8 protein-coding genes and 3 tRNA genes are annotated in these 13,284 nt (G+C 61.4%); 3 read left to right on the top strand and 8 right to left on the bottom strand.

Translation table 11 applies throughout. The features are described from left to right. Positions 1-49 precede the first annotated feature (49 nt). Positions 50-1,045, top strand: a complete 996-nt coding sequence (locus O9Z63_RS05575) for a Ppx/GppA phosphatase family protein (protein WP_052381768.1) — start codon at positions 50-52, stop codon at positions 1,043-1,045. 231 nt (positions 1,046-1,276) lie between these two features. Here the strand turns inward: O9Z63_RS05575 and ppk1 are convergent, their stop codons facing one another. From ppk1 to O9Z63_RS05535, 8 genes are all read right to left on the bottom strand, one after another. Continuing rightward, positions 1,277-3,580, bottom strand: a complete 2,304-nt coding sequence (gene ppk1, locus O9Z63_RS05570; protein WP_270128336.1) for a polyphosphate kinase 1 — start codon at positions 3,578-3,580, stop codon at positions 1,277-1,279. Between the two features lie 163 nt (positions 3,581-3,743). Continuing rightward, complete coding sequence (gyrB, locus tag O9Z63_RS05565) at positions 3,744-5,726, bottom strand: DNA topoisomerase (ATP-hydrolyzing) subunit B (RefSeq protein WP_270128335.1); 1,983 nt, start codon at positions 5,724-5,726, stop codon at positions 3,744-3,746. 192 nt (positions 5,727-5,918) lie between these two features. Next, positions 5,919-7,253, bottom strand: coding sequence for a T9SS type A sorting domain-containing protein (locus O9Z63_RS05560; RefSeq protein WP_270128334.1), 1,335 nt, complete (start codon positions 7,251-7,253; stop codon positions 5,919-5,921). A 142-nt stretch (positions 7,254-7,395) separates the two neighbouring features. Continuing rightward, a complete protein-coding gene (locus tag O9Z63_RS05555) occupies positions 7,396-8,733 on the bottom strand; it encodes a T9SS type A sorting domain-containing protein (RefSeq protein WP_270128333.1) in 1,338 nt (445 codons plus the stop codon). Between the two features lie 153 nt (positions 8,734-8,886). Further along, positions 8,887-10,308 (bottom strand): T9SS type A sorting domain-containing protein, encoded by a 1,422-nt coding sequence (locus tag O9Z63_RS05550; protein ID WP_270128332.1) that lies wholly within the window; start codon positions 10,306-10,308, stop codon positions 8,887-8,889. Between the two features lie 396 nt (positions 10,309-10,704). Further along, a tRNA-Arg gene (locus tag O9Z63_RS05545) sits at positions 10,705-10,781 on the bottom strand. A 47-nt stretch (positions 10,782-10,828) separates the two neighbouring features. Next, positions 10,829-10,905, bottom strand: a tRNA-Pro gene (locus tag O9Z63_RS05540). Positions 10,906-10,993: 88 nt separating this feature from the next. After that, positions 10,994-11,081 (bottom strand) — tRNA-Ser (locus O9Z63_RS05535). A gap of 297 nt (positions 11,082-11,378) precedes the next feature. On the opposite strand from O9Z63_RS05535, the gene O9Z63_RS05530 reads away from it, so the two are divergent. Continuing rightward, entirely contained in the window at positions 11,379-12,251 is an 873-nt protein-coding gene (locus tag O9Z63_RS05530) for a VWA domain-containing protein (protein WP_270128331.1), read from the top strand. Continuing rightward, positions 12,248-13,240, top strand: a complete 993-nt coding sequence (locus O9Z63_RS05525; RefSeq protein WP_270128330.1) for a tetratricopeptide repeat protein — start codon at positions 12,248-12,250, stop codon at positions 13,238-13,240. Before O9Z63_RS05530 ends, O9Z63_RS05525 begins: the two co-directional genes overlap by 4 nt. Positions 13,241-13,284: the final 44 nt, after the last annotated feature.

Below are 13,284 nucleotides of genomic sequence, written 5' to 3'. Positions count from 1 at the left end.
GCCCAAACGGCTATCTTTGCCCTCACTCCTCTCGCCAACCCCACTGCCCGTGCAATATCCTCTGCTGAAGCTTGCCGCCATTGATATCGGTTCCAACGCTGTTCGCTGTCAGATTTCAGCAGTCCTGCACTACGGCGACCGGTACCGGCTCAAGCGGGTGGAGTACGTGCGCTATCCGCTACGCCTCGGCGAAGACGTGTTTGCCACCGGCACCATTTCGGAGAAGAAGCAGGAGAAGTTCATCAAGTTTCTGCACGCGCTGAAGCTGCTGATGGAAGTGCACGACGTGGCCCCCAACCACTACCTGATCTGCGCCACATCGGCCATGCGCACGGCCACCAACGGCGCCGAAGTAGCCGCCCGCATTCAGCAGGAGCTGGGCATGTCGGTGCAGGTGATTGACGGGCAGGCCGAGGCCGCCTACATCAACCGCGTAATCGAGCACCTGCTCGAAGACAAAAAGCACTATCTGCACATCGATGTGGGCGGCGGCAGCACCGAGTTCAACATCTACCACGACCGCCGCAAGGTGGCCTCGCAGTCGTTTGAGATTGGCTCGATCCGGCGCATGCAGCAGGAAGAAAGCGGCCTCGCCAACACAGATGCCCAAGCTGGCCTGTGGCAGCGCATGGAGGAATGGGTGACGGAAAATGCCCGCCGCTACCACGTCACGCGGGCCATTGGCACGGGTGGCAACATCAACAAGCTCTACAGCCTGGCTCAACCTCAGCTCGACAAGCCTGTCACGCGCCGCCGCATCGGCACCATCCTCGACCACCTGACCAGCCTGAGCATGGACGAGCGCGTCAACGTGGCCATGCTCAACCCCGACCGCGCTGACGTTATCGTGCCAGCCGGCCACATCTACCTCTCGGCCATGGAATGGGCCAACATCAGCCAGATGATTGTGCCCGACATCGGCCTGAAAGACGGCATGCTTCAGACCCTGTTCGAAGAGCACTTCGACGAAATCCGGGCCCGCGACGACCATTCCAACCGCACGCCTATTCCAACAGTACAAAGCCGCCCCACCGAGGTAGAGTAAACGGCCAACCAGTAGCGCGAAGCCTTTGCTTCGCGCCTGAGCCACCGGTTGTGATAGGCGTCGAAAACGCGAAGTAAAGAAAAGCTTCACGCTACTGCCCGCCATCAACAAAGAAAGCCCTCCGGCAGTAGTGTAGTACACTAACGCCGGAGGGCTTTCCGCTTAATTCACGCTTAGCGCACGGAGAGGAAAGATTGCTTCGTCCTTCGTCCTCGCAATGACACGCTGCTTCTACGCGTTTGTGCGGTTGGCTTCGGCCTTCTCTTCGGCCTCGGCCGCCACCATATATTCCACGACTACGGCTTCGGGCTCTTCGGCGGGCGTTTCCTCATCGGCTCCGCAGGCTTCTACTGGTTCCTGGGCGGCGGCGAGGGCAGCTTCTTCAGCTGCTTTTGCCGCAGTCAGCAGCAACAGCATGCCGTCGGGTGTGGCGTTGGCCAGGCGCTCTTCGTCGCGGCGGTAGAAGTCTTTGTGCACGTTCACAATCACCTCGTCGGGCTGCGGCTGGCGCCGGATGTAGGCGCCATCCTCGCGCATCACGTAGCTATTCTGGTTGTCGAGCAGGTTGAGCATCAGGATGCCGATGGCCTCGCGCTTAAGCTGCGGATTCACAATCAGGAACAGCGCCTCAATACGCCGGTCGAAGGAGCGGACCATCACGTCGGCAGAGCCGGCGTAGAGGCGCGGCTGCCCGGCCTGGTGGAAGTAGAACAGGCGCGAGTGCTCCAGCAAATCGCCGACCACGCTGCGCACTTCAATGTTTTCGCTCAGGCTGGGGCGGCCCGGCCGCAGGCAGCAGATGCCGCGCACAATCAGGCGAATGGGCACGCCGGCTTTCGAGGCCTTGTACAGCTCGTCAATCACCTCCTTGTCTTCCAGAGAGTTGATTTTGATGACAATGCCGCTGGGCAGGCCTTTCTTGGCGTTGCGGGCTTCTTCCCGAATCAGGTGCACCAGCTGCTGGCGCATGTCTTTGGGCGCCGTAATCAGGTACTCGTAGTCGTCGGGCTGCGAGTGGCCGGTGATGACGTTGAAGAATTCCGACACGTCGTGGCCGTACACGTCGTTGGTCGTGAGTAGGCTCACGTCGGTGTAGAGCTTGCTGGTTTGCTCGTTGTAGTTGCCCGAGCCGATGTGCACGTAGCGCGTCACCTTCTCGCCTTCCTTCCGGATGACCATCAGCATCTTGGTGTGCGTCTTGTACTTGCTCACCCCGTAAATCACGAAGCAACCGGCCTTTTCCAGCCGCGCGCCCTCCCGGATGTTGCGCTCCTCATCAAAGCGGGCCTTGATTTCGAACAGTACCGACACGTGCTTGCCGTTTTCGGCCGCCTTCAGCAGCGCCGCCGTCACGCGCGAGTCGTCGGCGAGGCGGTAGATGGTTTGCTTGATGCCCAGTACCTGCGGGTCTTCGGCGGCCTGCTCCAGCAGCCGCACCATCGGCTCAATGCTGTTATAAGGGTGATGCAACAGCACGTCGTGGTGCTTGAGGTACTCGAACAGGTTTTCGTCGGCACCTTCGGGCAAACTCAGCGGCGCAATCGGGGCGGGCTGGCGCGAGGTTTTGCCGCGGAAGTTGGGGTGCTTCAGAATCTGCAGCAGCCCTTTCAGGTCAATCAGCGAGTTGATAACGAACACGTTGCCGTTGTCAATTTTCCAGCGCTCCTTGAGCACGGTCATCAGCAGCGCCGAGGCGTTGGGCTCCACCTCCAGGCGCACCACGCGGCCGCGCTTGCGCGTCTTGAGGCCCTGCTGCAGCTCCTTAATGAAATCGGTATCGATGTCCTCCGACTCTTCCAGCGTGAAGTCACCGTTGCGGGTGATACGGAACAGGTCAGCCGATTCGATTTCCACGTTGCGGAACAGCTTGGGCAGGTTGGCCCGCACGATTTCCTCAATCGGCACAAACAGCACCTTCTCCTTGCGCGTGAGCTCGAAGAAGCGCGTCAGGTTCTGCGGAATCTGCACGAAGGTGAGGCGCTCCTGCCCTTTCTCGGTTTCCAGGTCGCCGGTGCCGGTGCGCGTCACCACGCCCAGAATCAGCATCTGGTTCATCATCAGCGGGAAGCCGTGGTACGAGTCGTACACCATCGGCGTGAGCAGCGGGAAGATGGTGTTTTTGAAGTAGCCGTCGGCCTTTTTCAGCTCCAGCTCCGTCAGCTCGTCCATCCGCAGGATGTTGAAGCCGTTCTTCTCAAACTGCGGCTTCAGCTCGTTGAGGTATGTCATCGACTGGTCGTTGACGAAGCGGTGGGCGAAATCGAGCAGCTTGCGCCGGAAGGGCAGCTCGCGCAGCCCCGAGTAGTCCACCCGCTCCTTACCGTAGTCGAGGTAGTTGTAAAGCGAGCCGACGCGAATCATGAAGAACTCATCCAGGTTCGACGACGTGATGGCCAGAAACCGTAACCGGTCGAACAGCGGCCGGCCGGCGTCCTTGGCCTGGTCGAGCACGCGGTAGTTGAAGCGCAGCCAGCTCAGGTCGCGGCTGATGTATTTGCTTTTGCGGATAAGGTCGGCGGACTTGAAGAGTTTCATAACGGAGGAAGGGCATCCAGAAGGCAGTACGGCAAGATACACGCTGGTACCGGACCTTCTGTTGCGCTTTTAATAAATGTAGCTGCTTCTACGGGGTTTGTTGGTTGGCAGACATCAATAAAAAAGCCCGCTCACGGAGCGGGCTTTTTTTAGTATCAGCGCGTTACACGTCCAGCTTGGCGTACTTGGCGTTTTTCTCGATGAAGTCGCGGCGAGGCGCTACTTCGTCGCCCATCAGCATGGAGAAGAGGTGGTCGGCTTCCACGCCCGAGTCGACGTCTACACGCTTCAGGGAGCGGGTGTCGGGCTGCATGGTGGTGGTCCAGAGCTGCTCGGCGTTCATTTCGCCGAGACCTTTGTAGCGCTGCACATTCACCGTCTCGGGCTTGCCGCGGCCCATTTCTTCCTGGGCGGCCATGCGCTCCTCTTCGGTCCAGCAGTAGCGCTCTTCCTTGCCGCGCTTCACCAGATACAGCGGTGGCAGCGCAATGTAGATGTAGCCTTTCTCGATCAGCTCCGGCATGTAGCGGAAGAAGAACGTCAGGATCAGGGTCCGGATGTGCGACCCGTCGATGTCAGCATCGGTCATGATGATGATCTTGTGGTAGCGCAGCTTGTCGAGGTTCAGCGAGCGGCTGGTGCTGCCATCGTCCTCGTCGGTCTTCTTTTCGAAGCTCACGCCGAGGGCCGTAATCATGTTCCGGATTTCCTCGTTTTCGTAGATGCGGTGCTCCTGGGCCTTCTCCACGTTCAGGATCTTACCCCGGAGCGGCAGAATGGCCTGGAAGGCGCGGTTGCGGCCCTGCTTGGCGGTGCCGCCGGCCGAGTCACCTTCCACTAGGTACAGCTCGCAGATGGCGGGGTCCGACTCCGAGCAGTCGGCCAGCTTGCCGGGCAGCGAGTTGGAGCCCAGCACGGTTTTGCGCTGCACCATTTCGCGGGCCTTCTTGGCGGCTACGCGGGCTTTGGCGGCCAGAATCACCTTCTCGACGATGACGCGGGCTTCCTTGGGGTTTTCCTCCAGGTACTGGTTGAGGATTTCGCCCACCACCTGGTTCACGGCGCCACTCACTTCAGAGTTGCCCAGCTTGCCCTTGGTCTGGCCCTCAAACTTGGGCTCGGCCACCTTCACCGAAATAACGGCGGTGAGGCCCTCGCGGAAGTCGTCGCCCTGAATCTCGATTTTGGCTTTGGCCACCTCGCCGGATTTCTCGGCGTAGGCTTTCAGCACCCGCGTAATGGCCGAGCGGAAGCCAGCCACGTGCGTGCCGCCTTCATGGGTGTTGATGTTGTTGACGTAGGAGAAGATGTGCTCCTGGTACGAGTCGTTGTACTGGAACGCCACTTCCACCGGAATACCGCGCTCCGTAGCCACGTACACGGGCTTGGTCATGAGCACGGTGCGGCTGCTGTCGAGGTACTGCACGTACTCGGCCACGCCGCCTTCCGAGTAGAACTCGGTGCGCAGGGGCTGGCCTTCGGCATCGGCGGCCTGCTCGCGCAGGTCGGTGAGGATGATGCGGATGCCGCGGTTGAGGTAGGCCAGCTCGCGCAGACGGGTGGCAATCCGCTCGTAGGAGTACTCCAGCGTTTCGTCGAATATGGTGCCATCGGGCTGGAACCACACGTAGGTGCCGCGGCCGCTGGCCTCTCCTATCTCGCGCACGTCGTACTGGGGCACGCCGATGGTGTATTCCTGCTCGTACATGCGGCCTTCGCGCTGCACTTTCACGTGGGTGTGGGTGCTGAGGGCATTCACGCAGGACACGCCCACGCCGTGCAGGCCGCCGGAGGTCTTGTAGCTGTTCTTGTCGAACTTACCGCCGGCGTGCAGCACAGTCAGGGCAATTTCGAGGGCCGATTTGCCGAACTTCTGGTTGATGCCGACGGGAATTCCGCGGCCGTTGTCTTGTACAGAAATGGAGTTGCCGGGGTGAATGCTCACCTCGATTCGGTCGCACTGGCCGGCCAGGGCTTCGTCAATGGAGTTATCCACTACCTCCCACACCAGGTGGTGAAGGCCTTTCGCGCCAGTGTCGCCGATGTACATGGAAGGACGCTTGCGTACCGCTTCGAGCCCTTCGAGTACCTGAATGCTATCCGCGGAGTAGTCCGAGGCACCGATTATCTCTTGTGTTTCGCTCATGTTTCGGGCGTAAGTTCAGCTAGGATGCTATCCTACAAAAGTACCGAAAATATCCCGTTTTTGCTAGCGCCAGCCCCGAATAAGCCCGCCTAACAGTGGCGAGAAAGGCCGCCGGAGCATGGGCAAAAAAAGGCCTGCTCCGGGCTGGGAACAGGCCTTCGAATAATCCGATATTCCTGACGCTTCGGCCGCTTAGCGCACCACCAGCTTCTGGCGCACGAGCCCTTCGGGGGTGCTCAGCTCCAGCACATACACGCCCACCGGCTGCTGACTCAGGTCCAGCGAAAGCGGGGCCAGCGCGGGCGAGGTCCAGGTTTCGGTGCGCACGGTGCGGCCCAGCCCATCGAGCACGCGCGCCGGGGTGGCGGCCTTCAGGCCGCTGGCCCGCACCACAAAGCGGCCATCGGGCGCGGGGTTGGGGAAGGCACTGATGCCCAGACGCGAAGCCAGGGCCGCGTTGTTGGCCAGCGTGATGCCCACGTACCTGTTCATGCCGTTGCCGCCCGCCACCTCGCCGTCGGCATCCACCAGCAGGCCTCCCGACCAGCCCACGCTCGGGCTGACGAAATCCACCAACGCGTGGTTGATGGTTGATTCGAGGGTTATCCAGGTCTGGCCGTCGTCGGTGGAATACGACGAACCGGGGCCGTAGGCGCCAAACCCCGTCGATACGTAGGTGCGGGTGCCGGGCACGTTGTCGAGGCCGACGCGGCGCACAGAACCGGTGGGGTTGAGGGCCGCCCAGGTGGCCCCACCGTCGGTGGTGCGCACGTAACTGCCGTCTTCGTCCAGGGCCAGGCCGTTGAGCGCGTCGCGGAATGCCACGTTGGCCGGGTACTCCAGGCCGGTGGCGGATACGGCCCAGGTCAGGCCCCGGTCGGTGGAGCGCAGCATTCGGCCCTCGTCGGTGGCCACCCAGATGCTGTTGCCGGCCTGTGCCACCACCGGCACGCCGGTCACCAGGTCTTCCAGCCCCTGAGGCTGGGGTGCGTTGGCAGCCGGAATGGCCGTCCAGGTTTCGCCGGCGTTGCTGGTGGTGTAGATTTCAAAGCGTCCGTTGTTGGGGTTGCCCAGCGCCACGCCGTTCACCGCATCAAAGAAGCGTACCACGGTCGGGAAGCTGTTGGCCCCGGCAAACTGGCTGGCCGTGGTCTGGGTGACCCAGCTAGCCCCGCCGTCGGTGGTGCGCAGGATGCGGCCGGGCCCTACAAAATCGGCAGCCACTGTTACCCAGGCAGTGGTGGCGTTCCGGGCGTAGATGCTGGTCACGAGGTCGTTGGGCGTCAGGCCCGGAATGGCCAGCGTGGTCCAAGTGGTGCCGCCATTGGTGGTGCGGCTGAACAGCTGGGTGAAGAAATCCTCACTGCCTACCACGGTGGTCCAGGCCACGTTGGCATCTACGGCAGAGATGAGCAGGTTGAACTGGTCGGGCGTGGGGTTGTTCACGGGCTGGTTGACCCATTGGGCCTGAACTCGGGCCGAACCAAACGCCAGCAGAAAGCCCAGCATGCATAATTGTTTGCGCATAATAGATGGAAAAGGATGGAAGTTGACAGCTAGAGTACAGAGCAGTACAAATGGTTGGCTGACGGCGGGCACGAATCCATAAAAAAGCCTCCGTTTTTCTCGAACGGAGGCTTTTCCGCCAGTCGGCGTATGAAGCAGCAGCTTATTTCACCACCAGCTTCTGGTGGGCAGTGCCGGCGGCCGAGCTGATTTCGAGCGTATACACCCCGGCCTGATACTGGCTCAGGTCGAGCGTGACAGGAGCCGTGCCGTTGCCCGTCCAGGGGCGGCGTACTACCTCCCGGCCCAGCGCGTCGGATACGCGCAGCAGCACGCCGGTGCGGGCTTCCTGGGCGCGTACTTCAAAGCGGCCATCGGCGCTTGGGTTGGGGTACACGCTGTAGCCCAGCTGCTCTACAGTGGCCTGCTTAGTACCCAGCACGGAACTGGTGAAGCGGCGCATCCCCTGGCCAGCGCCAGTCGTGAGGTTAATACCACCCGTCCAGCCTGCGGTTGGGCTGGCAAAATCCACGAACAGGTTGTTGTTGGTGCTTTCGACTGTCACCCAGGTTTGGCCATTGTCGCGGGTATAGGCCGTGCCTTTGATGCCGTCGCCTAGGTCAAGACCGGTGCTCACGTACTGGTTGGTACCGGGCACGTTGTCGATGCCGAAGCCGGGCATGGTGCCGGTGTAGTTCACCCGGGTCCAGGTAAGGCCGCCGTCGGTGGTACGCGACAGTTCCCGCTCACCGGTGTCCTCAGCCAGGAAAATGGCCAGGCCGTTCAGGGCATCCCGGAACGCAATACTCCGCACAGCCGTCAACCCGCTGGCAACCGGCGCCGCCCAGGTCAGGCCCTTGTCGGTGCTGCGCAGGATGCGTCCCTGGTACGTTCCGCACCAGATAGTATTGCCTACCACGGCAAACGCGTCGTCGTACGTGTCTTCGCGGGGGCTGGAAACCGGTGGGGCCGCCACGGCCGTCCAGGTCGCGCCGCCGTTGGAAGTGGTGTAGAGCTCAAACGGGCCGCCGTCCGTAACCGGGTCGCCCAGCACTACGCCGTCGTTGGCGTTGAAGAAGTGCACGACGGACGGGTAGCTCGTGGTACTGCCAAACTGCGCCGCCGTGGTCTGGCGCACCCAGGTCTGGCCGCCGTCGGTGGTTTTCATCACCCGGCCATCGGCCCGGTTGCCAACCACAGTCACCCACGCGGTGGTATTGCTGATAGCGGCCAGCGACGACACGAATTCAGAGGTATTATCCACGCCCGTCACCGTCGAGGTCGACCAGGAAACCCCACCGTTGGTGCTCACTGCTACAAGGTTGGAGTCTTCGTCTGTGAAGTCGTAACCAATCGTCCAGACTACGGTAGGACTGACGGCTTCAATCAGGGCCGGCGAGGCGACCGGATTAGCAAAGCTGATCGGCTGGGTTGCCCACTGGGCCTGCGCGGTGGCACCCATGGCAAGAAATGCGGATACGAATAGTAATGGTTTGTACATGAGGAAAGGATGGATGAAAGGAAGGATGTTTTAGAGAAGTTGACAGTAAGAGCACCAGCAAATAAAAATGGTTGGCTGACAACGGCCAAATAACAAAAAAGCCCCCATTCAAGAGGAATGGGGGCTTCAGGATGCATGTACTACTGACGGCTACTATTCAACCACCAGCTTCTGCTGGGCTACCCCAGCGTCGGTGCGCAGCTCCAGCGTGTAGATACCGGCCTTTTCGCTGCTCAGGTCTACAGTGGTAGACTTGGCTGCTACAGCCGTGGCGTTCAGCGTCTGGGCAGCTACCTGGCGGCCCACTACGTCGAACACGCGCACCGTAGCGCCCGTTTTCAGGCCCGAAGCCAGTTGCACCGTGAATACGCCGGTTGCGCTTGGGTTAGGATACACGGCCAGCGCCTTCTGCAGCTCCGCGTTGCGGTTAGCCAGAATGTTGGTGCCCGTGTACTTGCCGATGCCACCGCCGCCGGCAGGCGCCGTGAAGCCACCAGCCCAGCCCACCGTGCCCGAAGCAAAGCTAACCGACAGATACTGCGCCCGGTTGTCGATAGTCGTCCAGGTAGCACCATTGTCGCGGCTGATGGAAGTGCCGATATCGGCAGCCGAAGGCGTAGCCACGCGGGCATCAAGACCAACCGCCACATACGTGTTGCTGCCGGGAATGGCTTTCACGTCCGAATCACGGAAGGGCGTGCTGTAGGTTTGGGTCGTCCAGGACGTACCACCGTTGGTGGTCACACTCAGGTTCTCATTATTCCAGATCAGACCGTTGTTGGCGGTGGCAAAAGCCACACCCGACACGCGGTTGGAAATGTTGCTGTTCACCGACGTCCAGTTCAGGCCACGGTCCGTGGACTTGAACACGCGCGAGGGCGACGTGATGGAGGTTGGGTCGTAGAGCGACGTAAACCAGATGGTGTTGCCCACCACGGTGTACTGGTTCACTACACCGTATTCGCTGGTGTTGCTGGCCAAGCCGTTGGCACGGGGCGTGCGCACCCAGGTGGTACCACCGTTGGTGGTGGTATAGATTTCAAAAAACTTGATGCTCGAGGTACCCTGGCGGTTGGGGTCGCCCATGCATACGCCGTTGTTGGCATCGAAGAAATAAACGAAGTTGCCGAAACCATCCGGAGCCGCGAACTGGCCAGCGGCAGGGCTGGTCTGAGCAACCCAGGTAGCTCCCCCATCGGACGTTTTGGCAATAAGGCCGCCGCCATTAGTGCCATCGAACATAGCAGCCCAGGCAGTGGTGCTGTTCACGGCGTAGAGGTTGCCGGCGGTGTAGCCGGTGAAACCCGCCGGAGCAATCAGGCCGCCCTGCCAGGCAGTGCCGCCGTTGGTGGTGCGCAGATAGGTGTTGGCATCGATGCTGGTGCCGGCCGGATTGAGCGTACCTGCCAGTCCCCAGGCAGTATTGGCATCAATGGCCTGAATCCCGACGATGCGGAAGTCAGCCGGCAGGTTGGAGTTCTGGGCGGTGAAGGAGCTGATAGCCGGAGTACCCTGGCTGTAGCCCTGCAGGCCAAGGCCCAAGAGGAAAGAAATGCCGAGTAAGGTTTTTTTCATGATGCGAATGGTGGTGAAGAGTGAGAAACAGGCGAAAAACTGAAATTTTTGCAGTTCAATGTATGCTTTTCCAGCAATACAGCCAAATTACCCCCGCCTTGCTGCTATTCATAAGCCTATGGCAAATGCCTTGAGTAATGGCAGGGCCGTAGGTGCAGCGCCTACATGAGCGCACCACAAACTGTGGTTCAGACTCCTGATCTATAAGCCTGACGAACGCCTGCATCCCCCAAAGGCCCGCCAGCTTAAGGCGTAGCTGTGTTGTTTTGTCCAGGACAGTCTGTCCCTATTTCAGCGTGCAACAGCTACGTTGGGTTTCAGGAGTGCAGTCAGGCAGCCAGCACTGCACCACCAACGAAAAAGCCGCTCAGCTTATAAGCTGAGCGGCTTTTTCGTTGGTGGCCCCGATGTGATTCGAACACATGACCGGCTGCTTAGAAGGCAGCTGCTCTATCCAGCTGAGCTACGGGGTCAAAAACAAATAGCCGCCCGCCCCAGAGGTGGGCTGACGGCTATTCGATGGTCGGGGTGGCAGGATTCGAACCTGCGGCCTCCTGCTCCCAAAGCAGGCGCGATACCGGGCTACGCTACACCCCGAAAAAAGAATGAGGAACTGAGAGTCTGAGCTACTACGCTCAGGAGCAATTGGCATTGCCGATTCTCAATTCCTCATCTTAAAGAATTGTGGAGAGGGGGGGATTCGAACCCCCGGTAACCTTTAGAGCTACGGCAGTTTAGCAAACTACTGGTTTAAGCCACTCACCCACCTCTCCGTTGGTGGTCCCTTCCGGCTGAAGGGTGTGCAAATATACTAGGAGAACCGATAAACACCCCTTTTTCAAAAAAAATATCTTGAACTTGGCTGTAGCCTGGGCTGCTGCCCGGGCTGCGCCAGCACCTATCTTTGCCCCGCCGCTCCCTACTTCCCGCTCTGCTTTTCGCATGATTTTCATTTTGTTGCCTGCTCTTTTGCCATGCTGAACTGGGCCTATTCCGTGTCGTGGAAAGAGGTGGCGGCACTCAGCATTTTTTTTGCGCTCTACCTCGGATTTTTTTTCAGGACCCGCCGTTTGGCGGCTCCGCTCAACCAAAAAGGCTGGCGGCTGGGCTGGAAACTGACGCTGCGGTTCCTGTACATGGGGTTGCTGGGCATGGCCCTGCTGGGCCCGGCGTATGGCCTCACCCGGCAGCCGGTGCGCACCACCGGCAAAGACGTGTGGCTGCTGGTGGACCTTTCACGCTCCATGGATGCCCCGGATATTGCGCCCACCCGCCTGCAGAAGGCCAAGGCCGAGCTGGCTCAGCTGGCCTCCCGCTTTCAGGCCGACCGGATTGGGCTGATTGTTTTTGCGGCGGAAGCCTACGTGCAATGCCCTCTCACCTATGACCAAAGCGCCCTGCAGCTGTTTTTGAGCACCCTGCAAACCAACCTAGTGCCAGCGGGCACCACCGACCTGACGCCCCCGCTGGAACTGGTGCTGGCCCGCCTCAACAAACTACCAGCCACGTCACCGCGCGCGACGGCGCTGGTGCTGGTCAGCGATGGGGAGGATTTTGGGGAAAATCTGGAGCCAACGCTGCGGCTGCTGGCGCGCTCCGGTGCCCGCCTGTTTGCGCTGGGCGTAGGCACGCTGGATGGCTCCCGCCTGCCGCGCGAAAAAGGCGGCTTCGTGCGCGACGCCCGCGGCCGCGACGCCGTGAGCCGCCTCTCTCCTACCCCATTGCAGCGGCTGGCTGAGCAGACTGGGGGCCGGTATTTCGAGCTGTCTGACCGGCGCGACGAGTTTCCGTTGCTGGTGAATGCGCTCAATCGGCTGGAAGGCCAGACCGAGCAGGTGCGCACTGTATCCGTGGCCGACAACCGCTACCGGTATCCGCTGGCGCTGGCACTGGCGCTGATGGCGCTGGACATCTTGCTCACCGTTCGCGTAATCAAGCTATGAAGCACGCAAGTATAATATTGCTGACGCTGCTGGGAGGCTGGGGCAGTTTGAGTGGCATCCACGACCGGAACGAGGCGGCGCAGCAGGCCCAGGCAGCCTACCGCAGCGCAGATTTTGCGCGGGCCACGCAACTATATAATAAGGCGGTGCAGGAGCTCGGTGCTACGGATGAGGCCATCCTGCTCAACCTGGGCCATGCCAGCACCCGGGCTGGCCAGACTGCCCTGGCCCGGAACGCCTACGGCCGGCTGCTGACCAGTCGCTCGGCGGTGGTGCGCAGCACTGCCCAGCAGCAGCTGGCCGTGCTGGCCACCCGCAAAGGCGACTACGCCCAGGCGTTGGGGCTGCTTCGGCAGGCCCTGCAAACCAATCCGGCCAATGCGCTGGCCCGCTACAACTACGAGGTAGTGAGCGACTACCTCACGCGGCGCCAGCAGGACCCGACCATTCCGCCGCCCGCTCCGGCCGAGGCTCCGCCCGGCACCGATGGCCAGCCGGATCAGTCGAATGGCCCGAGCCCGGCGCCGCAGCCCCGTGCCGGCCAGGACCGACCGGGCCAGCTCGACGACCCCAACAGCCCGCAGGACAAGCAAAACCCGGCGCAGCCCCAGGCTAACCCAAACGGCCAGCGCGACCCCAACCAGCCAAGCAACCAGCTCGGCAACAGCGCCAGCGGCAACTTTCAGCCGGGCCAGGGCGAGCAGCGCCGCGTGGCCCAGGGCAGCCAGCCCGGCAACACCCGCGGCTTCAGCAGCGCCCCTGATGGCCCGGAAGGCCGCAGCGGCACCAGCAGCCAGCCCGGCACCGAAACCGCCGCCCCCGACGAGGCTCAGCTACAAACCCAGCGGGCCCGCCTGCAGCAAATGAACCTGAGCAGCGGCCAGGCCCGGCAGATTCTGGAGGCCCTCAGCGCGGCCGAGCAGCAATACCTGCAGCAACTGCCCCGCCCGGCCACCGCCAAACCCGACCCCAACAAGCCCACCTGGTGAGGCAGTGGCAGCCAGCACCCGAAACCGGGCTGCCGGCCGCCTAC

The sequence above is a fragment of the Hymenobacter yonginensis genome (assembly GCF_027625995.1).
In the GTDB taxonomy this organism is placed as follows: domain Bacteria; phylum Bacteroidota; class Bacteroidia; order Cytophagales; family Hymenobacteraceae; genus Hymenobacter; species Hymenobacter yonginensis.
This window is presented reverse-complemented; position numbering and strand designations above follow the sequence as displayed.